Genomic DNA, 21,571 nt, shown 5'->3' with positions numbered 1-21,571 from the left:
GATTTTTGATTTTTGATTTTTGATTTTTGATTTTTGATTTTTGATTTTTTGGTCATGTTAATCCCCTAAATTACGTTTAGTTAAACCAATATTTAATCATTACCTAACGATTCAACGGGTTTAAAAAGATTATCAACCAACTCAGGTGCATCAGCTTGTGTAAAATGGCATTTAGAACAAAAGTAGCGACGCGGAGAAACATCTGACAGTGTTTTACCGTCACGTGTCTCAAAGTGCGTTAAACTTATTTTGGTTGCGCCAGTTTCTCTCGCATACTTCCAACCATGACAAGTTAAACACTTATTACTGTCTTTATTGACCCGATAACCACGTATTTGATGAGGCGCAACAGGTGGTTGATGCACATAATTGCGCTGAATAGGGTTTTTATCTTTAATGACACGTTTAAGTGCTTCTGTACTTTTGGTTTCATTAATTTTAGCTATGCCACGAATAGTCTCTAAACCGCCTGACGTTACTTATTGATAAGCTTGTACGCCTAATGCCATGGCTAAACTGGCTGTTATCATTACTATTGATAATATTTTCATTTTTACCTCTACCCGGTAGATTAACTAAATTTAATTAGTGCTAAACAGTGACTTTTTTCACTTTTACCGCACATTTTTTGAAGTCAGTTTGTTTAGACAAAGGATCGGTAGCATCTAGGGTTAACTTATTAACCAATTTTTTTGCATCGAACCAAGGCATAAAAACTAAACCTTTCGGGGGTCTATTACGGCCACGAGTTTCAACACGAGATTTTACTTCACCTCGACGAGATTCGATCAGCACCTCATCACCACGGCGTGAACCTCTTACTTTAGCATCGTCAGGGTGGATAAATAATACCGCATCAGGAAATGCTTTATGAAGTTCAGGCACGCGCGCAATCATAGAGCCTGAATGCCAATGTTCAAGAACACGACCGGTACTCAGCCATAAGTCGAATTCTTCATCGGGTGACTCTGCCGCTGGTTCGTAGGGTAAGGCAAATATATTGGCTTTTTTATCTTTATGACCATAGAACTGCACTTCGCTACCTTTTTCTACATAAGGATCGTGACCCTCACGAAAACGCCACTTAGTCTCTTTACCATTAACAACCGGCCACCTCAGGCCACGCTCTTCGTGATAGCGATCAAAGGGGGCTAAATCATGACCATGTCCGCGGCCAAAAGTCGCATATTCTTCAAATAAGCCTTTTTGAATATAGAAGCCAAAATAATCACCTTCAAAGTTAGTATCACCTTTGGATTCACTCATCGGGAATTTATCTACATTACCGTTTGCATAAAGCACGTCAAACATAGTTTTGCCAGGGTATTCAGGATTTTTGGCAAGTAATTCTTCAGGCCATACTTCTTCAATTTTAAAACGCTTAGAAAATTCAACTATTTGCCATAAATCTGAACGCGCTTCACCCGGCGCACTTACTTGTTGATGCCAAAATTGTGTATGGCGCTCTGCATTGCCGTAAGCTCCCTCTTTTTCTACCCACATAGTCGTAGGTAAAATCAAGTCAGCGGCTTGTGCGGTTACCGTTGGGTAAGGGTCTGAAACGACAATGAAATTTTCTGGATTACGATAACCAGGGTTCCCTTCTTCATTGATATTTGGTCCGGCTTGCATGTTGTTATTACACATAACCCAATACACATTTAATTCGCCGTCTTTAAGCATACGATTTTGCTGAACGGCGTGATAACCGGGTTTACGTGGAATAGTACCTTCAGGTAATTTCCATATTTTTCAGCTATCGCTCTATGTTTAGGATTTTTAACAACGAGATCGGCAGGTAATCTATGTGAGAAAGTCCCTACTTCACGCGCCGTTCCTCAGGCTGACGGCTGTCCGGTTAATGAAAACAGGCTGTTACCCGGTTCAGATATTTTACCCGTTAATAAATACACGTTGTACATAAAATTATTTGCCCAAACACCACGAGTGTGCTGATTGAAACCCATCGTCCAAAACGAAGTCACTTTAACTTTAGGATCCGCATAAAGTTTAGCCCGTGTTAACAACTTATCTTCAGAAACGCCCGAAAGTTTTGACGTATATTCAATACTATAAGTGATAACAAATTTAGCAAAGTCATTAAAAATCTTCGACTTAGATTCGCCACTACCAGGGTTTTTAGCCACTTTTTGTAATGGATGAGAAGGACGTAAACCATAACCAATATCAGTAACACCTTCGCGAATATTGACATGCTTTTTCATAAAATCTTCGTTAACGGCATTATTTTGAATAATATAATTAGCAATAAAGTTTAATATCGCTAAATCTGTTTGTGGTGTAAAAATCATAACGTTATCAGTAAGTTCAAAACTTCGATGCTTATACGTTTACTTTTACATGAGGATGACTTAAACGACGATCAGCTAAACGCGACCATAAAATAGGATGCATTTCCGCCATATTAGAACCCCAAAGTACAAAGGCATCGGCGTGCTCTAAATCATCATAACAACCCATAGGTTCGTCGATACCAAAGGTACGCATAAAACCATCCACAGCTGACGCCATACAGTGACGGGCATTAGGATCAAGGTTGTTGGTTAAAAAGCCCACTTTCATTAATTTTGAAGCGGCATAACCTTCCCAAACAGTCCACTGACCCGAACCAAACATACCAACAGAGGTCGGTCCTTTTTTCTTTAAAGCAGCTTTAAATTTTCAGCCATAACATCAAGGGCGGTATCCCAGCTTACCGGTGTAAACTCACCTTCTTTGGCATAAACACCGTCTTTCATCCGTAATAACGGTTGAGTTAATCGGTCTTTACCGTACATAATTTTGGATAAAAAGTAACCTTTAATACAGTTGAGGCCTTTGTTAACTTCTGCTTGAGGGTCACCTTGAGTCGCGACCACTTTTCCTTCTTGTGTTCCAACAAGCACACTACAACCTGTGCCACAAAAACGACAAGGGGCTTTATCCCATTTAATGGTGGTATCCGACGATTTAGTCAGCAAGTTTGAAGCTAAAGATGGCACAGCAATGCCCGCAGCGACAGCAGTTGCTGCAATGGCGTTCGCTTTTATAAAATCACGTTTTTTTAATGTCATACCTTTATCCCCTGATGTTGTGGTAGCCCATAATCATTATGATGAAAAATCAATGATGAAGAGATCACATCCGGTAAATTACTCATATCTGTAATGGTGTTAATAAGGCCTTTGCCTTTTTCACCTCTGTTTAAATCATTTTCTTCTATGGTTACCACCATAGAACCGTTATCAGCAATTTCATGCACTTCAGCGCCAGGAAACCCACCAAGTTCTTTGGCCACTTTGGTGGTATTACTTGGCTGAGTAACAAAAAGCACACCAGCAATATTAATAGGTTTTTCTTCTAGTAGATTGATCATGATCATTCCCCAGCCGGCTTAATACCTAACATTTTTAAAAGCGCGATAGCGACTAAAGCGGTACAGGCAAAACCAGCTAAAAAAATGACAGGCATCGATGAATACACTAAGATATTCCAAATCATTTGTTCAAGAGCGCTCATATAACTCTCCTATTAGTGTGTGTGGGTTGCTCACCCACAGAATTTTTTGGTGTTAATTCAATAGATGATTGCGGGCAAATAGCAACACAGGCCCCACAATTTTTGCAGTCACTAAGTTTTATCTGGGATTGTGGTACTGATGAATTTATATATTTAAAAGATATAGCTTCTGTCTCACAGCACTCTTGACAACTTTGACAAAACACATCGTTAACTGCTAAGCAATCGCCCTTTATGGAGATACTAAATCCCAAGCATTAATTTCTGAAGCTAGTGCGCGTTCAGCAAAAAGTGGCTGTTGACAACTTTCAACGCACGCTTGACAAAAAGTACACTCTCCTTTTAAAAAGTTAACTTCCGGGAAACCGCCATCACCTTTTTGGATGATATTTTCAGGGCAAGACGTTAAACAGTCACCACACTGTGTGCAACCAGCAATAAAAGTGGCTTCATTGAGCACCCAAGGCAATCTGATTGCCGGAGCGGTTGTTAATTTTTTTGCTTTAAAAAAGTTTCGTCTAGCTAAATCAACCATGCTATCTCGTTATTTTCACATCATATTTCAGACTTTCTACCCAAGAGTAATCTATCTGATACACGAAGATGAGATATTGATTTTGATCAAGACTTTCAAATAATATGACTATTGATGTTTTTATTAAATTCAGAAAAAGCGAGCTTTTATTGACTTTATTATTGAATATCAACCTTAAAAATAACCAATCAAATAATTATTATCTGCACGATCACTTGCCACTTAATCAAATAACAAAATAAAAAGTGTTAATGTCTAGGATTCTTGCTAAAAATAATCATTTAAAGACAGTCCTCTAATGCGGCTATTTATATTTATGGTACAATGCGCGCAAAATTTAGGATTGTTCACATGTCCTTTCAGTATTTAAAAAAAGCATTTTATGTGCATCAGCATGTACACCAAAGAGAACTTTTAAAACATGACAACGCTACAGGCTAATGAAGTCAATCTAAGACGTACTTTCGCAATTATCTCTCATCCTGATGCGGGTAAAACCACCATCACTGAAAAAGTATTACTTTTTGGTCAGGCTTTACAACGAGCCGGCACGGTAAAAGGTAAAAAGTCAGGCCAGCATGCAAAGTCTGACTGGATGGAAATGGAGAAAGAGCGTGGTATTTCTATCACGACCTCTGTAATGCAATTTCCTTATAACGGTTGTTTAGTTAATTTACTGGACACACCTGGTCACGAGGATTTTTCAGAAGATACCTACAGAACACTCACCGCGGTTGATTCATGTTTAATGGTTATCGACGTAGCTAAAGGTGTTGAGGCACGTACTGTTAAGTTAATGGAAGTTACCCGTTTACGTGATACGCCCATCATTACTTTTATGAATAAAATGGATCGTGATGTTCGTGACCCTATGGAAGTTATGGATGAAGTAGAAGATGTACTGAAAATAAAATGTGCCCCTATTACTTGGCCGATTGGTATGGGTAAAGAATTTAAAGGTGTCTACAACATTTTAACTGACGAAATATTTTTATATAAGTCAGGACTTGGCCATATGATCCAAGAAGAAAGAATTATCAAAGGGCTTGATAACCCAGAGTTAGATAAGGTCATTGGAACTTATGCTGACGATTTACGTGAAGAATTAGAACTGGTTGCGGGTGCATCACATGAATTTAATTTGGAAGAGTTTTTAAAGGGTGAGCTAACGCCAGTATTCTTTGGTACGGCTTTAGGTAATTTTGGTGTTGACCATATGCTTAATGGTTTAACTAAATGGGCACCAAAACCCTTACCTCGTTTAACTGATGTTAGAGAAGTAACCGCTCAAGAAGAAAAATTCACTGGCTTTGTTTTTAAAATTCAAGCGAACATGGATCCAAAACATCGTGACCGTATTGCTTTTATGCGTATTTGTTCAGGTAAGTATGAAAAAGGCATGAAAATGCGTCAAGTACGTATTAACAAAGATGTAAAAATTGCCGATGCCGTAACGTTTATGGCTGGAGACCGTGCACATGTAGAAGAAGCCTACGCCGGCGATATTATCGGTTTACATAACCACGGTAGTATTCAAATCGGTGATACCTTTACTTCAGGCGAAATGATGAAATTTAGTGGTATTCCAAACTTTGCCCCTGAAATGTTTCGTCGTATTCGTTTACGTGATCCATTAAAGGCTAAACAATTACAAAAAGGTTTAATACAACTTTCAGAAGAAGGTGCTGTGCAAGTATTCAGACCTTTTAACTCAAACGAGATGATAGTTGGCGCGGTCGGTGTATTGCAGTTTGAAGTCGTTGTACAACGTTTAAAAACTGAATATAAAGTTGACGCTATTTACGAACCGATAAGTGTAGCAACTGCACGCTGGTGTACCTGTGATAATGAAAGAACACTAGAGCAATTTAGTAAAAAAGCTTATGACAATTTAGCACTAGATGGCGGTAATAACTTAACGTATATTGCTCCAACTATGGTGAATTTGAATTTGGCACAAGAGCGTCATCCTGACATTCAGTTCCACAAAACCCGAGAACACTAAATTTTTCTGCGTAGTAGGCATTTTATCGGCGTTGTTCGATACTTTTTATTGGCTCATTTAGTCAACTAAACTGACCAATAAAAAGTAATAAACGCTTTGCTAAAATGCCATCTACTTGCAAAAAATGAGCAAATAATTTCTATTATAAGAAAACAGAGATCAAAATGAATATTAAGCAATTACTAAGTGAAAAAGTATCTGCGGCCATGGTTTTGGCTGGATTGCCTGAAGGTACTAACCCAGCGGTAAGCCTGTCAAGTCGCCCTAATTTTGGTGACTACCAAGCGAATGGTGTTATGGGTGCAGCTAAAAAACTGAAAATGAACCCACGCGAATTAGCGACCACCGTTGTTAACCACTTAGAGTTAGCGGGTATTGCTGACCAAATAGAGTTAGCGGGACCGGGTTTTATTAATATTCATTTAGACAAATCATGGTTAGCCGCTCAACTTGCTAAAATGGCTGACGATGAAAAATTAGGTGTAACCCAGCGTGGTGCCACTCAAGAAGACAAAAAACAAACGGTTATCGTTGATTATTCAGCGCCAAACCTCGCCAAAGAAATGCATGTGGGCCACTTACGTTCAACCATTATCGGAGATGCCGTAGTACGTGCATTAGAGTTTCGTGGTGACAAAGTCATCCGCCAGAATCACATGGGTGACTGGGGCACACAATTTGGCATGTTATTGGCGCATTTAAGCGACAAACTTAATGCCAATGAAGTTGCTGAAACTGCACTTTCTGATTTAGAAAACTTTTACCGTGAAGCAAAAGTACGTTTTGATAACGAAGAAGGCTTTGCTGACCGTGCTCGTGATTATGTGGTAAAACTGCAAGGTGGCGACAAAGATTGCTTAGTATTATGGAAATTATTCATTGATATATCTATTGCCCACAGTGAAGATATTTATCAAAAACTTAATGTGACCTTAACCCGCGACGATATTATGGGCGAAAGTGCTTATAACGAAGATTTACCTAGGGTTGTTGATGAATTAATGACTAAGGGTATTGCTGAAGTTAGTGAAGGCGCAAAAGTGGTTTTCATTAATGAAATGGAAAATAAAGACGGTGATGCCCCCGTTTTTATTATCCAAAAAACCGGTGGTGGTTATTTATATGCGACCACAGATTTATCTGCTTGTCGCTACCGTAGCGATGAACTAAAAGCTGACCGTATCATTATTTTTACCGATGCCCGTCAAAGCTTACACTTTAAACAAGTAGAAATTGTAGCGCGTAAAGCTGGGTTACTGCCAGAACATGTTGGTTACGATCATTGCCCGTTTGGTATGATGATGGGCGACGATGGTAAGCCATTTAAAACAAGAACTGGCGGTACTATAAAATTAGCAGAATTACTTGACGAAGCCATTGTTCGTGCAAAAGCGGTCATTAAAGAAAAAAATCCAGATTATCCTGAAGATAAGCTAAATGAAATTGCATTGAAAGTAGGTATTGGCGCGGTTAAATTTGCTGATTTATCTAAGAATAGAACCAGCGACTATATTTTTAACTGGAAAACCATGTTGAGTTTTGAAGGCGCTACGGCTCCTTACTTGCAGTATGCTTATTCACGTATTCAAAGTATTTTCAGTAAGGCAAAAATTGAACAAGTAAACTTTAGCGCTGATATCACCATTATTGAACCACAAGAAAAAGCCTTAGCGTTAAAACTACTCCAGCTCGAAGAAGTGCTAGATGCGGTCATTGGCGAATCTATGCCTAACCTATTGTGCAATTATTTATATGAGTTAGCGAGTTTATACATGAGCTTCTACGAAGCTTGCCCTATTCTTAAAGAGGGCATTGACCAAGATGTAAAACAGTCTCGCTTAGCACTTTGTTTAAGTATCTCTAAGACCTTAAAACAAGGCTTAGATATTCTTGGCATTGACGTTATGGAACGCATGTAGTCTCCATAAAAGCATAGATGGCATTAGCCCTTGTTTACTGAAGGGGCAATGCCAAAAAATTGAAATTGTTTCAGCATATGGCAAGTATTAAGGTAGGAAGTGTCAATAAATGAAAGTGCTAATCGTTGATAATACAGACCAAAAACTCTTGCCATTAAAGCAGGAATTTTATAATGGTCCTTGCCAAACCGCTTATGTTGATAACGGCAAACATGCCTTAAAAGCCTTAAAAAAATATAAATTTGACGCTATTATTAGTGTTTTGGATTTAGGACAAATAAGTGGTTTAGATCTTCTTAAAGCCATAGCACTTAAACATCCTGCTATGATACGAATAGCAATTACTAGTGATAACATCGCACAGAGCCAGCTTAATGGTCAAACCACTAATAATTGCCATTACACTTACACACTGCCGCTTAATGTTGAAAACATTCATCAAACCATCAAAGCCCTTGGAGATGATAATAAAGCGATCACCAAAGATCATATTATCAAGGCCGTAGCCAAAGTTAAAACATTACCAAGCCCACCCAAAATCTATTTACAACTCAATGCAATTTTAGAAGAAAGTAATACCGATTCAGAAAAAATATCAGAGATAATTTCTCAAGACCCTGCACTAGCCGCTAAAGTATTGCAGTTTTCCAATAGTTCTTTTATGAACCAAGGCAGGCCAATCAACGATATTAGTGAAGCAATAACACGTATGGGACTAGAAACACTCTGCTGTATTGTTATGACTGCTGAACTTTTTTCTTATGAACCCGACATTGCTGACTTTTCATTGATCAAAGAACAACTACACTGTTTATCAACGGCCCGCTTGGCCGCTTCAATGGTGAAAGTAGAACTTAAGCGAGATGCTCTACTTGCGGGTTTATTGCACGACATTGGTAAAATTGTACTATTTGAGATGGACCCAACACTTACAAAAACATATTTTCAGTATCGGCTTAAAAATGCCAACAACAATGCCTTAGAGCAAAAAATATTTGGCACAGATCATAACCATGTCGGTGGCTACCTCCTGCATCTGTGGAGCTTTTCTTATCATTTAATTGAGGCGGTAGTTATGCATCATCAGCCGGAGAAGCTCTTAAAAAAATCATTTGGTATCGCACAAGCCGTTTATCTAGCCGATATATTATTAAGAGAGCAACAACCCGAGCCAAAATTTATCGAACATTTTAAATTAGAAAATGTACTTGGCGCTTTAGAAAAAAGAGCAACAAAGCTAAGACAGTAATCAACAAGCTGAACTTTAGATAAGCTATAATTTCACACACCCATTATTTGCACTTCAAGTAAAGTCGATTATTTTATGAAATTTACCGATAGCCACTGTCACTTAGATTTCAAAGCTTTTACCCCTAAAGGTAGTGCTTCAACAAATTTACTGCTCGAGCAATGTGCAAAAAAAAGTATTCATCAAATTATTGTTCCTGCCGTTAGACCAGATAACTGGCAAAATGTTTTAAGCTTAGCCCACCATAATAAAAACCAACCTTTGAGTGGTTGCAATATTTTTCCCTGTTTAGGTATTCATCCTTGGTTTTTAGAGGGGTTAACGCAAAAAAATCTCGATGACTTATCGCAAAAAACATTAGAGAATAAAACACAAATAATTGCAATTGGCGAAGCTGGGCTTGATGGCATTATCGCAAAACAGCAAGATAATATTAACCAACAAATGTTATTTTTCGAATTCCAACTTAACCTGGCACAACAGCATCAACTGCCGATTATTGTTCATCACCGGCGCACGCACAACGAAACTATCACACTATTAAAACAAGTAAAAATTTCTCGAGGAGGTATCATTCATGCTTTTTCAGGAAGCTACCAGCAGGCTTGCCAATATATAGACTTGGGATTTAAATTAGGCATCGGTGGCACAATCACCTACCCTAGAGCGGAGAAAACAATAAAAGCCATTAAGCGCTTACCTTTGAGTAGCCTAGTATTAGAAACAGATGCACCTTCGATGCCGCTAAATGGTTTTCAAGGCGAAGATAACTCACCTCTGCGTGTTATTGATGTATTTGAAAGATTAGCCGAATTGCGCCAAGAGAGCAAAGAGGAGATAGCAGAAAAAATTGAAGATAATATTTCAACCCTCTTTCAGTTGGCTCAACGATGAAAGGGATTAACTAGCTCTATTAAATGATGCCGACTTAACTCAGCCTTTTATCTTTATTAACTAATCTAAACCCCTGACGACTAAATCGGTTGAGACCTCTGGTAAGCAGAAAGCCAACAACTCCAGCGATTATCATCATAAAACGTAACAGCGTAAACTGTTGATCATTATTTTTTAATAACTTATTGGTTAAATAGTTTTTGTCTAGGGTTAAGCGAACGTAGCCAATCAATCTTTCTTTACGGATTTCACTAACGAAAGGCACGGCGAATTCGCTCTTATTTAATTTATATTCAGACAGCCCAAAAAGAGCTTTAACACTTTTTGCATTTTGACTGCTAATAATTAATTGCCCAGATAAATCATAGAGATGAATTTCTTTTATTACCTCAGCCAGTTGTAATTCATCAACGTAGTTTTGCAGTAATTGTCGACTCTCTTTCGTGTTAACCTCGGTGATTAATACAGATAAACCTGCTGAAGCTTGTTGCAAATACTGCTGGCCAATATCATAAAAGTGTTGATCGATAGTTTGCTTATTTTGTGTCTGGCTGTATATCCATAGATTCATTAGAACGACAATAAAGACAATCGCTATAGCTAATTGCATAATTTTATTATAAATAGATGATAATTTAGGGTATAAAGGCTGTTCTATTTGTGTCATAGCACTACAAATGTATAAAATTTATCATTACGTTCATTTTTATACTATAGCATTATTCATTGAAAATAATCGCTAAAACTAACATTCACATAAAAGGCGGTACTGTGTCCATTGCTATTAAACGTTTTTCCCTTGAGCATATTCAACAACTTACTTTAGCTGAGTTTATTTCTTCAACAACATCAGAAAAATGTTTACCTTGCTTTACCACTTTCGAAGGTAATGACTGGTGCGTTGATCAGCGCCTTACCCAACAACAAGGTGGTCAAACGTGTTTAGCCGAGAAGACACACACTAAAACCCCCTTAGAGCTTGTAGTTTTCAGTGAAATTAGTCTTAGTATGCTCAGTAATTTAATCAGTCAATGCCAACTATCAATTTGGGCGGTAAATGCTATCAATCTAAGGAATAATCTTACCAGCTATCGCTTTACCGTTACCTGTGCAAACTTAAAAACGGCAAGAGAAAACTTAGTCAACTTTACCCTCAGCAATAAAATCGAAGCCGCACTGATTGAAAACGCGCCAAAATTATCAGAGCCAGGTATTTTGGTTATGGATATGGACTCCACGACCATAGAAATTGAATGTATCGATGAGATTGCAATACTTGCAGGTGTTGGAGAACAAGTGGCGGCCGTTACTGAACTTGCTATGCTTGGTGAACTTGATTTCGCACAAAGCTTGCACCAACGGGTCGCCACCTTAAAAGGTTCCTCAGAAAGCATTTTGGCTGAGGTTGCCGAGAATATCCCGTTAATGACTGGTTTAGAGATACTTGTTAGTACATTAAAATCCCATGGTTGGAAAGTTGCGATTGCCTCAGGTGGCTTTACTTACTTTGCCGATCACTTAAAAGATTTACTGGCACTTGATGTCGCACATGCTAATACTTTAGAAATTATTGATGGCAAGTTAACGGGTAAAGTTTTAGGGGATGTTGTTGATGCACAGGCAAAAGCAGATTGTTTAGTCGCTTTACAAAAGAAATATCACTTAGCTAAGGAACAAACCGTCGCTATGGGTGATGGTGCCAATGATTTAGTCATGATGGCGGCGGCACATTTGGGCGTAGCATTTCATGCTAAGCCACTAGTTTTAGCAAAGGCAGACAGTGCCATTAATGCCGATGGTCTTGATTGTCTTTTACACTGGCTAGCGTAGAGCCCTTTAAATAACAGCACTTAATAGCTCATGACGAACTAAAGTTTCTTGAGTAATATCAAGAAACTGCATAACGCCAGCAACACTCCAAATATCTTGCTCTATTTGTTTACCACGATGAATAGCATAGGAACTGATATAGCTTAATTCTGGGTTAAGATAGTCCATGTCGGGATCATCAGTTCGAGATAATCTAACTTGTACACAAAAGAATAAACCACGATTTAATGCTCGCGATATAAACATTCGTTGCAATATCGGCGACTCTAATTCGCTTGCTGTTTTGGTCGTAACCGCTTGATCAATTATTTCATTATCTAAATTTACAGCAATATATAATGTCTCAAGCACCGGAGTATCATCGGTTTGCATTTTCTTCAGTGGTAAGGTTAAGGTACTAGTTGCTTGTAAATTATTGAGTAAAGGATATAGGTTATACTGCGATGGCGAATCACTTAACTGTTTCATAACCGGTAATAATTTATCTTTAACGGTACCACAAACGATAGCTTCTAATTTATAACGACTGCCACTGGTTTGTACCATTAATGTCGGAATAGTTAAACTTCTACTGTAAATATTTCTTAATGCCTTAGCAAGGCCAGGTATCATTAAGGCATATTCGTCTGGGGTTAACTTGTCACGATTTTTTGTAATTAATGCTTTAAAAAATGCTCTTCCCATATGTTGATGCTTTTCAACATAAACCCGTAAGTTAAGTATGTTTTTCTTTTTATTAACTCGCATAACTTCATAAGGCAAACCTTTTAAATCAAAGGCTGAGGTAATCTTTTGCAAGCCAGGAAAAGTTAAATAGACAACGTCTCCTTTGTTTAATACCGAGGGCTTATCAAGTTCTAGTTTTAAACCTAAAATAGAAAAATCATGCGATTTACCCGAGCAACGAACACCTGCAATTTCAAGTTCAACAGGAGTAACATATTTAAATCTTGACTCTTGTCGTTGATTTTTATAATTAATGCCCACTTCATCCATCAACAGCGGTGATGTAAGTCGTTTATGACCAAAGTTTTTTAACCGAATTGTATCAATGTTTTTAAATGAAAGTCGTTGATACTGCTTAGTTGATGCTGGGTTGGTTACATCACTAGCGACCACGATACTTTGCAGATTATGAAGCGTTTCTATTGCATCACTAGGGATAGGGAGATTTAAGTATTCATTCTTTTTTGTTAGCGTATTCGATAACGTTAACGGAGAATGCGCTTTATCAATATCAACGTCCATAATCGATAGTTGAGTAATAGCAAAGCTCGGCTTTGACGCAGCAAAACCTAAAAATTGTACCTTAAAATCACTATCATTATTTAATTGCTCAACATCTGCCGTATAAAAAAATAATTTACCTTGGCTTATGTGCACGAAACTATAAACTAATAATGATTTACCTAAAGCATGGGTTTTTCTCATTCTGAGCAAGCGTTCAGCTGTTATCAGACAGTATAAGGTTGAGTGGCGATTTTCATCTTGCCAATATTGAAAAGTGGCTTGGTTATTATGACAGGTGAGCGCGTATCTAGGTAAAATTTCACCTTTGTTATCTTCTACAAAAATCGGTAATTCATTTAATTTAGGTAAACTATATTGCTCAAAGCTACGTGATTGAATAGCATGAATAGTATTGTCTAGATTAACTTTATAACGGCGTTTATTACCTTGGATAAAGCCCTGAAGAAAAGTTTGAAAACCGTCAACGCGTTTATCTTTCGAATAAACTCTCTGACAGCCAATCAACTGAGTTTTATCAATTTTTTGTATATTTTTAACTTCAAAATTAAAACTTTTTTCTTTGCCAAATTGAAATTCATCTTCGAGACCTCGAAACCGAATATTTATATGTTGTCCAACCGTAATTATGTTTTTAAAATTAAAGCGAAACTTACACCCCTCAACACTGATATCTGAACTCGTACACTCGTATTCATTTTTATCGTTTTCAAGCAGTATGTCTAAGGTAATAGCGAAATTCATTCGCTCTTCACTACGATTATGGTATGGACCAAAAGTAAACAAACTTGCTGGGTACTGCGTTTTTTCAAAGAGCTTACCGGCTTTTGTCGTTTCAACCTGTACCGGTTTACCCATGTTACTTTTTTCTTTTTGATATATAACTCGAAAGTTATTTTCAGTGTTCATTACGGCTTCGTAAACACCAAAAGTATATCCCTGATAAAAACCTATATTTTCTTGATATACTTTAATCGCAATATCATCAAGATAGTGAACGCGTCCATCATGATCAAAAGACCGACATTCTCCATCAACATGGCCACGCAAATCGATTAATCGCGTACATGCAACAGCTAAACGCTTGAGCTCCATTTTAAGTAAAAATCGCTCTGTTTTGGGGATATGTTGAGTCATCGCAGAAAAGTTTGTTTCAAAATCGTTCTTTAAAACCTTCCCATTAAACTGTTCAATTATCTTTTGGTACTTTGAAAAATCTGTAGTCATATCTGCTTTAGTTTCTTTTAGTAACACTTATGATACGCAATGAATTGAAAACAATAATCATTTACTTCCTATGTAGTAAATCTACTATAAATTAATTTGTAATGAAATAACATCAGTAAGAAATATCATTAAAACTAATATGTTATCTAGATACTAGCTTATATTAAAAATAGTAGAGCAAAAATTATGCCCCATAAGAAAAATAGAATTAAAAAAACAAATTAACACCTATAGGTACAGCTAATACAACCCAGTCTATGCGGGGGATAGAACAGTAAATCATCGTTAAAGGATACAAGGATATAGATGAATTTAATCTGGCTAAGTAAGCCTATCACAATAACAATTTACCGCATTTATCACAAAAGATCGGCAATAATAAAAAATTACAAATATTTGACACTATGCACCTAGTAAGTAAAGAGGACTTTTATCTAAGTCACTTAATTCTACCCTATGATGATTAGGCTATTGTATTAAACAGTTCGCTGTTAATTTCTAATCGTAATAACGCGCACAGACACATTTTCATACAACAATGATGTGCTACTTTACAACAATCTTGCTGTCAGTGTTACACCCATCATTGTGGCTAGCAATTAATAACTAAGTACTTCTTTAACAAATTCACACATTTTAGCTACCACGTAAATTACCCAGTGATTTCTCTTTTATAGTAATACATATATAAGTTTATAGTTCGAGTACTGCAAAAACACTCGTCACCGTTGAAAACATTGACTTAAAAGGTGATAGTTCAGATAAGCTTTGTCGATACTTGTAGTCGTTCATGGGCTGAACAGACCTGCAAATATACTATTGAGTTTTTTAATCCTATGATTTTTGATCGTAGGTGAAATGTAACATTGGAGGGGATGGAGATTCATATTATGAATAAGTTAAGTATGGCTTAACAAATTATTGATATTATACATTATTAGCCAATTTCATTGAAAATCCTTAGTGTTAAACAGTATCCACATTTATTAGATACTGATTATGTTTCTCAAGCCAGAATAAAAGTATTACTCATTTAGATAATTTTAATATCAATCATCTGCTCTTTAGCAGCAGCAATACGTTCGCGCTCTTGGCGTTTCTCACAAGGGTTATCGCAATTACACGACTTATCAATACCCACTGTTGCTAATCCGCCGCAACTGCCTGCTAACGACTTTTGTTGAAAGATATAGCCAACCGACATAGCAACAACAACTACAAGGAAAAAACCTAAAGTGATCATAAATATCATCATAAACTAACCCACTTATCTTCTTTATCTATTAAGATGAATAAACAGTAACTCGTTTTAATCAGTTACTTTAAATACTGCATGAATTTTACCGTGCTTTGCTCAACAAAGCCATGCTCTGTCTTCGCAATAATGTAAGCAGCTATACCATTTTTCTCTGCAAAGTCGATGGCTTTTACTTCCCCCATAACCATCATCGCCGTAGACAGACCGTCTGCGGTCATAGAAGATGGATGAATAACTGTTACTGAGACTAACTTATGATTGATAGGTTTGCCCGTCGCCGGATCAATAATATGTGAAAAACGTTGACCATCTTTGGCTTGATAATAATTACGATAATCGCCTGAAGTTGCCACTGCATTATTTTTTGGTATGATCACTTGATAGACAGAGCGATGCTCACCACTTGCATCCTGAATAGGCTTTTCTATCGCAACATGCCAAAGCTCACCGGTATGTTTAAAACCTTTTAAACGCATTTCTCCACCAATTTCTATTAGGTAATTATTAATGCCCTTTTCTTCTAAATATTCTGCGACTATATCGACCCCATAACCTTTGGCAATGGTTGATAAATCGACATAAAGGCTAGGCGTTTTTTTAGAAAGTTTATTGCCGTTTAACACCAGCTTTGACAAGCCTATTTGTTGGCGCGCTAACAGTAAAGCCTCGGCCGTTGGTATAGTATTTGGACGATATTCAGGGCCAAACCCCCAAAGGTTGACTAATGGCCCAACAGTAATATCAAGATTGCCTTCACTTAATTGCCCCAGACGAATCGCTTCTTTAATAACGCGTTGTAACCCAACAGATATTGCGACAGGCGTAAGCGATATCGATGTGTTAAATCGTGATAATTCAGAATCAACGATATAGGTCGACATTTCTTGATTTAATTGCACCAATAGTGCGTCAATGCCTGTATGGACTTGTTCAGTATCAGCCAAATTATTATCAATGACCACTTTAATATTATACGTAGTCCCCATAGTACGACCTTGCAACAAAACTTCTTGCTTACTTAAATCACTACTTGGAAAGCAACCAGCTATAAACACCAGAATAAAACTGATAATCAATACTTTTACTTTAATCATTTTTGATACCTATAAATTTATTATTTAGGTAAAACGTCTAGGTAAAACGCCTTATATAAATAATAAAAGACGACCAAAGCCGTCTTTTACAATGCACTATTATCAAGTGACTTTTAACTCAAAACTAGTTCACTTTAAAACAATGAGATGGCGCGGAACTGATAATAGTCAATAACCACCTTCTCTACCGCTATTAAGTAAAATAGCAAAGAAATAGACACTATCCACCGAAGTCATCTAACATGATGTTCTCGTCTTCTACGCCTAAGTCTTTAAGCATATGAATAACAGCAGCATTCATCATTGGAGGACCACACATGTAGTACTCACAATCTTCTGGTGCTTCATGATCTTTTAAGTAGTTTTCATAAAGTACATTATGAATAAAACCTGTCATGCCTTCCCAGTTATCTTCAGCTTGTGGATCTGATAACGCAACATGCCATTTGAAGTTGTCATTCTCAGCGGCTAAGCCGTTGTAATCATCTTCATAGAACATTTCACGCTTAGAACGAGCACCATACCAGAACGACATTTTACGCTTAGACTGTAAACGTTTAAGTTGATCAAAAATGTGTGAACGCATTGGCGCCATACCGGCACCACCACCAATAAAGACCATTTCATTATCTGATTCTTTAGCAAAAAACTCGCCAAAGGGACCAGAAATAGTGACTTTGTCGCCAGGCTTAAGGCTGAAGATATATGATGACATTTTACCTGCTGGTAAATGTAAACGTCCTGGAGGAGGCGTAGCAATACGCACGTTAAGCATAATAATGCCTTCTTCTTCAGGATAGTTAGCCATTGAATATGCACGTAACGTTGGCTCGTCAACTTTTGATTCAACATCAAAGAAGCCAAAATGATTCCAATCGCCTTTGTACTGTTGATCAATATCAAAATCACTATATTTTACATGATGAGCTGGAGCTTCTATTTGAATATAACCACCGGCTTTAAACGGAACAGATTCCCCATTGGGTATTTGAAGTTTAAGTTCTTTAATGAAAGTTGCTTGGTTATCATTAGAGATAACTTCACATTCCCATTGTTGAACACCGAAGATTTCGTCTTCCACTTCAATAACCATATCTTGCTTAACAGCAACCTGACAGGCTAAACGACAACCTGTTTTAGCTTCACGCTTAGTGATATGACCCGTTTCAGTTGGTAAAATGTCGCCACCACCTGAATGCACGTCAACACGACATTGACCACAAGTACCACCACCACCACAAGCAGAAGGAATAAAAATCCCTTGATCTGCTAAAGCGCCAAGAAGCTTGCCACCAGCAGCGGTTACTACTGATTTATTTGGGTCGCCATTTATACTAATTGTTACGTCACCTGAAGAGACTAACTTAGATTTAGCAAATAAAATCACTAAAACTAATGCTAACACTATCGCGGTAAACATCGATATGCCGAGAATGATTTCCATCGACTTTTCCTTAAATTATCTAGGGCCTAAGCTCAAATTACTTTTTGTAATAAGTGACTTAGACCGATATTTTTTAAAGTGAAATACCACCAAAAGAAAGAAAGCCAAAAGCCATCAATCCAGCGGAGATAAACGTGATACCTAAACCTTTCAAACCATCTGGTACGTCAGAATATTTCATCTTTTCACGTATAGCAGCCAACAACACAATAGCTAACATCCAACCCACACCAGAGCCAATGCCGTAAACAACACTTTCACCCAAGGTTAAATTTTTCGCTACCATAAAGGATACCGCACCAAAAATTGCACAGTTAACAGTGATCAAAGGTAAAAATATACCTAAGGCTTGATACAAAGCAGGAAAATATTTGTCTAAAATCATTTCCAAAATTTGTACTAAAGCAGCAATAACACCGATAAAGGTAATAAATGATAAAAAGCTTAAATCGATTGAATCTTTCTGCTCAGTAATACCCATCATACTATCTAAAGCGCCTGGCGCTAAAATAGCTTGATAAATAATTTGGTTAGCTGGAACAGCTAAACCTAGTACCACCACAACCGCAACACCTAGACCAATGGCTGTACTTACTTTCTTAGACACCGCTAAGAAAGTACACATACCCAAAAAGAAGCTTAATGCCATATTCTCAATAAATATGGTTTTAATAAAAATACTTAAATAATGTTCCATGGGGCTAATCCTTCTCTACTTGTTCTGGTTTCCACTGGCGTACAGCCCAGATAATTAAACCAATAATGAAGAATGAACTAAATGGTAAGACTAATAAGCCATTACCTTGGTACCAACCATCGTTTTGAACTAATTTAAATACTTCAACACCAAAGATCTCACCAAAACCAAATAATTCACGGAAAAAAGCAACAACCATCAAAACTGCGCCGTAACCTAAACCATTACCAATACCATCTAAAAAGCTGACACCCGGCTTTTCTTTCATAGCAAAGGCTTCTGCACGGCCCATTACAATGCAGTTAGTAATGATCAAACCAATGAAAACTGACAACTCTTTCGACAACTGATAAGAGAAGGCTTTTAACACTTGGTCAACCACAATAACTAACGACGCTATAATCGCCATTTGCACAATAATACGCACACTTGATGGAATATGATTACGCACAAGTGAGATAAAAAAGTTAGAGAAGCCTGTAACTAGCATTACCGCTATGGTCATAACCAAAGCGTTTGCCATTGAACTGGTTACCGCTAGAGCAGAACAAACACCTAGTACCTGTAAGGCGATAGGGTTGTTATCTACAATAGGTCCAAATAGTACTTTTTTAGTATCTGAAGACATTAGTTCATCTCTCCTTCGCTAGCAACACTGCGGTATTTAGCAATAAAAGGTCCATAACCTTGCTCACCTAACCAAAAATGTAAGGTATTTTGTACGCCATTACTGGTTAATGTAGCCCCTGACAATGCGTCAACGCCATGAATATCTCCGGCTTTAGCACCACCTTTAATCACGTTAATAGCCACTTCACCGCTATCATTGTAAATTTTCTTACCTGGCCATAAAGCTTTCCACTTAGGGTTAAGCACTTCAGCGCCTAAACCTGGAGTTTCTTTTAAGTCAGAATAAATAAGACTACGAACGGTATTTAAATTTGGCGCTAAACCAATATAACCGTACATTAAATCCCACAGCCCTGAACCAACAATAGGTAAAACCAGAGTATTTAGCTGGCCTTGCTCATTATTAACTAAATAAACAACAGCATGATTAGCTCGGCGATTAATACCTGCAGTATCGTTAGTAAGCTTTGAGCTTTTAGCAGCATTACGAGCGTCTGCACGTTCGTCAAATATATCAGTGTTACCTTCAATAATATTCCCTGAATCTAGGTCAATCATCTTAGCTTCAACATATTTTTCAAATGTTGCAACGATACTTTTAGGTTCACTACCTGAAGCTTTAATATTTTCTGTTTTCAAAGCTAATGTTAATAAGCCAGAAGCTTCAAGAATTTTAGTTTGCTTATCAAGCAGTTTATTAGCTTGTTGTAACGGTTTTAAACTAATCGCAGCAACAGAGACTAATGCAGCACAAACCAGACAAACTAAAAACACAAAGCCGATTGTTTTAATTGGAGTTTCTTTATTACTAGACATTACGAGCGAGCCTCCGTTTGATATTCCCTTGAACAACAAAATAGTCGAAAAGAGGAGCGAATAAATTAGCAAATAAAATAGCTAACATAATTCCTTCAGGGTATGCCGGATTAACTACACGTATGAGTACAACCATTACGCCAACTAATGCACCAAACCAGTATTTACCCGTGTTAGTAAAAGACATAGTGACAGGGTCAGTAGCCATAAACATCATACCAAAAGCAAAGCCACCTGTGACTAAGTGCCAATACCATGGCATAGCAAACATTGCGTTCGTATCACTACCAATACTGTTAAACAGTAAAGAAGTAAACACCATGCCAACGAATACGCTTAAGACAATACGCCACGAAGCAATACCTTTATAAAGAATGTATGCACCACCTAAGAAAATAGCAGCTGTTGATACTTCACCCATTGACCCTGGAATAAAGCCCAAGAATGCATTCCACCAGTTAGTATTGATTGCAAAATCAACCGACCCTGGAATTGCTGCTGCTGCAGCACTTAATGGAGTCGCACCTGAGTAACCATCAACAGCAACCCAAACAGCATCACCTGATAATTCACCTGGATAAGCAAAAAACAGAAAAGCACGGCCAGCTAGCGCAGGGTTCAAGAAGTTTTTACCTGTACCACCAAAAATTTCTTTAGCAATAACAATACCGAAAGTAATACCAATAGCAACTTGCCATAATGGAATTGTTGCAGGCAAGATCAAGGCAAACAAAATTGAACTAACAAAAAAACCTTCGTTAACTTCATGCTTGCGCACTGAAGCAAATAGAACTTCCCAAAAGCCACCAACAATAAAGGTAGTTGCATAAATAGGTAAGAAGAACACTGCTCCATAAAGCATTTTACCTAAGACACTCGAGTCAGCAGATAAACTCCCTCCAAGAAATTCGAACAAGCCTACTTGCCAAGTATCAGGTAAAGCATAACCAGCAGCTAAAGCATCAGCTGCTTGAAAACCAATGTTGTACATACCAAAAAACATAGCAGGGAAAACAGCTAACCATACTGTTATCATGATGCGTTTTAAGTCAATACTGTCACGAACGTGAGTAGCACCTTTGTTCACTTGACCAGGAGTAAATAAACCGGTGGCTACAGCTTCATACAAAGCGTACCACGTTTCTAGCTTACCGCCTTTTTCAAATTGCGGTTCAATATCTTCAATATACTTTTTCAAGCCCATGT

19 protein-coding genes and 1 pseudogene are annotated in these 21,571 nt (G+C 37.6%); 5 read left to right on the top strand and 15 right to left on the bottom strand.

Translation table 11 applies throughout. From position 1 onward, the window contains the following. Positions 1-92: 92 nt before the first annotated feature. The 6 genes and pseudogenes from H4J67_RS05225 to H4J67_RS05200 form a co-directional block, all read right to left on the bottom strand. Positions 93-455 (bottom strand): nitrate reductase cytochrome c-type subunit, encoded by a 363-nt coding sequence (locus H4J67_RS05225; protein ID WP_310650671.1) that lies wholly within the window; start codon positions 453-455, stop codon positions 93-95. Positions 456-591: 136 nt separating this feature from the next. After that, positions 592-3,074 (bottom strand): annotated as a pseudogene (napA, locus tag H4J67_RS05220) (nitrate reductase catalytic subunit NapA). Then, positions 3,071-3,376, bottom strand: coding sequence for a chaperone NapD (locus tag H4J67_RS05215; protein ID WP_182175766.1), 306 nt, complete (start codon positions 3,374-3,376; stop codon positions 3,071-3,073). The pseudogene napA and the gene H4J67_RS05215 overlap by 4 nt, the downstream one beginning before the upstream one ends. 2 nt (positions 3,377-3,378) lie before the next feature. Beyond that, positions 3,379-3,519 carry a TIGR02808 family protein gene (locus tag H4J67_RS05210; RefSeq protein WP_182175767.1) on the bottom strand — a complete coding sequence of 47 codons (141 nt, stop codon included), beginning with the start codon at positions 3,517-3,519 and terminating at the stop codon, positions 3,379-3,381. Further along, a complete protein-coding gene (locus H4J67_RS21175) occupies positions 3,516-3,725 on the bottom strand; it encodes a 4Fe-4S dicluster domain-containing protein (protein WP_182203071.1) in 210 nt (69 codons plus the stop codon). The genes H4J67_RS05210 and H4J67_RS21175 overlap by 4 nt, the downstream gene beginning before the upstream one ends. Positions 3,726-3,751: 26 nt before the next feature. Continuing rightward, the gene (locus H4J67_RS05200; protein ID WP_182175769.1) at positions 3,752-4,054 is read right to left on the bottom strand and encodes a 4Fe-4S dicluster domain-containing protein; all 303 of its coding nucleotides are present in this window, start codon (positions 4,052-4,054) and stop codon (positions 3,752-3,754) included. 421 nt (positions 4,055-4,475) lie between these two features. Between H4J67_RS05200 and prfC the strand changes: the two genes are divergently transcribed. The 4 genes from prfC (at position 4,476) to H4J67_RS05180 (ending at position 10,121) form a co-directional block, all read left to right on the top strand. Further along, on the top strand, positions 4,476-6,059 hold the full coding sequence (gene prfC, locus H4J67_RS05195; protein WP_070376025.1) for a peptide chain release factor 3: 1,584 nt from the start codon (positions 4,476-4,478) through the stop codon (positions 6,057-6,059). A 164-nt stretch (positions 6,060-6,223) separates the two neighbouring features. Beyond that, positions 6,224-7,978 carry an arginine--tRNA ligase gene (argS, locus tag H4J67_RS05190; RefSeq protein WP_182175770.1) on the top strand — a complete coding sequence of 585 codons (1,755 nt, stop codon included), beginning with the start codon at positions 6,224-6,226 and terminating at the stop codon, positions 7,976-7,978. Between the two features lie 109 nt (positions 7,979-8,087). Next, the gene (locus H4J67_RS05185) at positions 8,088-9,227 is read left to right on the top strand and encodes an HDOD domain-containing protein (protein ID WP_182175771.1); all 1,140 of its coding nucleotides are present in this window, start codon (positions 8,088-8,090) and stop codon (positions 9,225-9,227) included. A gap of 75 nt (positions 9,228-9,302) precedes the next feature. After that, the gene (locus tag H4J67_RS05180; protein WP_182175772.1) at positions 9,303-10,121 is read left to right on the top strand and encodes a TatD family hydrolase; all 819 of its coding nucleotides are present in this window, start codon (positions 9,303-9,305) and stop codon (positions 10,119-10,121) included. Between the two features lie 34 nt (positions 10,122-10,155). On the opposite strand, the gene H4J67_RS05175 is transcribed toward H4J67_RS05180, so the two are convergent. Further along, complete coding sequence (locus H4J67_RS05175) at positions 10,156-10,788, bottom strand: AhpA/YtjB family protein (protein ID WP_182175773.1); 633 nt, start codon at positions 10,786-10,788, stop codon at positions 10,156-10,158. 104 nt (positions 10,789-10,892) lie between these two features. Between H4J67_RS05175 and serB the strand changes: the two genes are divergently transcribed. Next, positions 10,893-11,951, top strand: a complete 1,059-nt coding sequence (gene serB / locus H4J67_RS21000) for a phosphoserine phosphatase SerB (RefSeq protein WP_310650668.1) — start codon at positions 10,893-10,895, stop codon at positions 11,949-11,951. A 6-nt stretch (positions 11,952-11,957) separates the two neighbouring features. Here serB and H4J67_RS05165 read toward each other — a convergent pair whose 3' ends face one another. From H4J67_RS05165 to H4J67_RS05130, 8 genes are all read right to left on the bottom strand, one after another. After that, complete coding sequence (locus H4J67_RS05165; protein ID WP_182203069.1) at positions 11,958-14,426, bottom strand: PilZ domain-containing protein; 2,469 nt, start codon at positions 14,424-14,426, stop codon at positions 11,958-11,960. A 1,033-nt stretch (positions 14,427-15,459) separates the two neighbouring features. Next, complete coding sequence (gene nqrM / locus H4J67_RS05160; RefSeq protein ID WP_070376020.1) at positions 15,460-15,681, bottom strand: (Na+)-NQR maturation NqrM; 222 nt, start codon at positions 15,679-15,681, stop codon at positions 15,460-15,462. Positions 15,682-15,743: 62 nt separating this feature from the next. Further along, positions 15,744-16,778 (bottom strand): FAD:protein FMN transferase, encoded by a 1,035-nt coding sequence (locus H4J67_RS05155; RefSeq protein WP_182175775.1) that lies wholly within the window; start codon positions 16,776-16,778, stop codon positions 15,744-15,746. Between the two features lie 220 nt (positions 16,779-16,998). Further along, positions 16,999-18,222 (bottom strand): NADH:ubiquinone reductase (Na(+)-transporting) subunit F, encoded by a 1,224-nt coding sequence (gene nqrF, locus H4J67_RS05150; protein WP_182181900.1) that lies wholly within the window; start codon positions 18,220-18,222, stop codon positions 16,999-17,001. A gap of 73 nt (positions 18,223-18,295) precedes the next feature. Continuing rightward, entirely contained in the window at positions 18,296-18,919 is a 624-nt protein-coding gene (gene nqrE, locus H4J67_RS05145; RefSeq protein ID WP_182175777.1) for an NADH:ubiquinone reductase (Na(+)-transporting) subunit E, read from the bottom strand. A 4-nt stretch (positions 18,920-18,923) separates the two neighbouring features. Next, a complete protein-coding gene (locus H4J67_RS05140; RefSeq protein ID WP_182175778.1) occupies positions 18,924-19,547 on the bottom strand; it encodes an NADH:ubiquinone reductase (Na(+)-transporting) subunit D in 624 nt (207 codons plus the stop codon). Continuing rightward, positions 19,547-20,365: a Na(+)-translocating NADH-quinone reductase subunit C gene (locus H4J67_RS05135; protein WP_182175779.1), complete on the bottom strand. Its 819-nt coding sequence runs from the start codon at positions 20,363-20,365 to the stop codon at positions 19,547-19,549. The genes H4J67_RS05140 and H4J67_RS05135 overlap by 1 nt, the downstream gene beginning before the upstream one ends. Next, a complete protein-coding gene (locus tag H4J67_RS05130) occupies positions 20,358-21,569 on the bottom strand; it encodes an NADH:ubiquinone reductase (Na(+)-transporting) subunit B (RefSeq protein ID WP_182175780.1) in 1,212 nt (403 codons plus the stop codon). The genes H4J67_RS05135 and H4J67_RS05130 overlap by 8 nt, the downstream gene beginning before the upstream one ends. Between the last annotated feature and the right edge of the window lie 2 nt (positions 21,570-21,571).

The sequence above is a fragment of the Colwellia sp. BRX10-4 genome, assembly GCF_014077465.1.
Taxonomy (GTDB): domain Bacteria; phylum Pseudomonadota; class Gammaproteobacteria; order Enterobacterales; family Alteromonadaceae; genus Colwellia_A.
The sequence above is the reverse complement of the archived record's forward strand: the minus strand, read 5'-3'. Positions and strand labels throughout refer to the sequence as shown.

Coding starts and splice junctions, on each gene's coding strand:
- argS (WP_182175770.1), top strand. CDS start 6,224: ATGAATATTAAGCAATTACTAAGTGAAAAAGTATCTGCGGCCATGGTT.
- H4J67_RS05130 (WP_182175780.1), bottom strand. CDS start 21,569: ATGGGCTTGAAAAAGTATATTGAAGATATTGAACCGCAATTTGAAAAA.
- H4J67_RS05180 (WP_182175772.1), top strand. CDS start 9,303: ATGAAATTTACCGATAGCCACTGTCACTTAGATTTCAAAGCTTTTACC.
- nqrM (WP_070376020.1), bottom strand. CDS start 15,681: ATGATGATATTTATGATCACTTTAGGTTTTTTCCTTGTAGTTGTTGTT.
- H4J67_RS05210 (WP_182175767.1), bottom strand. CDS start 3,519: ATGAGCGCTCTTGAACAAATGATTTGGAATATCTTAGTGTATTCATCG.
- H4J67_RS05200 (WP_182175769.1), bottom strand. CDS start 4,054: ATGGTTGATTTAGCTAGACGAAACTTTTTTAAAGCAAAAAAATTAACA.
- H4J67_RS05215 (WP_182175766.1), bottom strand. CDS start 3,376: ATGATCAATCTACTAGAAGAAAAACCTATTAATATTGCTGGTGTGCTT.
- H4J67_RS05140 (WP_182175778.1), bottom strand. CDS start 19,547: ATGTCTTCAGATACTAAAAAAGTACTATTTGGACCTATTGTAGATAAC.
- prfC (WP_070376025.1), top strand. CDS start 4,476: ATGACAACGCTACAGGCTAATGAAGTCAATCTAAGACGTACTTTCGCA.
- H4J67_RS05135 (WP_182175779.1), bottom strand. CDS start 20,365: ATGTCTAGTAATAAAGAAACTCCAATTAAAACAATCGGCTTTGTGTTT.
- H4J67_RS05175 (WP_182175773.1), bottom strand. CDS start 10,788: ATGACACAAATAGAACAGCCTTTATACCCTAAATTATCATCTATTTAT.
- H4J67_RS05165 (WP_182203069.1), bottom strand. CDS start 14,426: ATGACTACAGATTTTTCAAAGTACCAAAAGATAATTGAACAGTTTAAT.
- H4J67_RS05185 (WP_182175771.1), top strand. CDS start 8,088: ATGAAAGTGCTAATCGTTGATAATACAGACCAAAAACTCTTGCCATTA.
- nqrE (WP_182175777.1), bottom strand. CDS start 18,919: ATGGAACATTATTTAAGTATTTTTATTAAAACCATATTTATTGAGAAT.
- H4J67_RS05155 (WP_182175775.1), bottom strand. CDS start 16,778: ATGATTAAAGTAAAAGTATTGATTATCAGTTTTATTCTGGTGTTTATA.
- nqrF (WP_182181900.1), bottom strand. CDS start 18,222: ATGGAAATCATTCTCGGCATATCGATGTTTACCGCGATAGTGTTAGCA.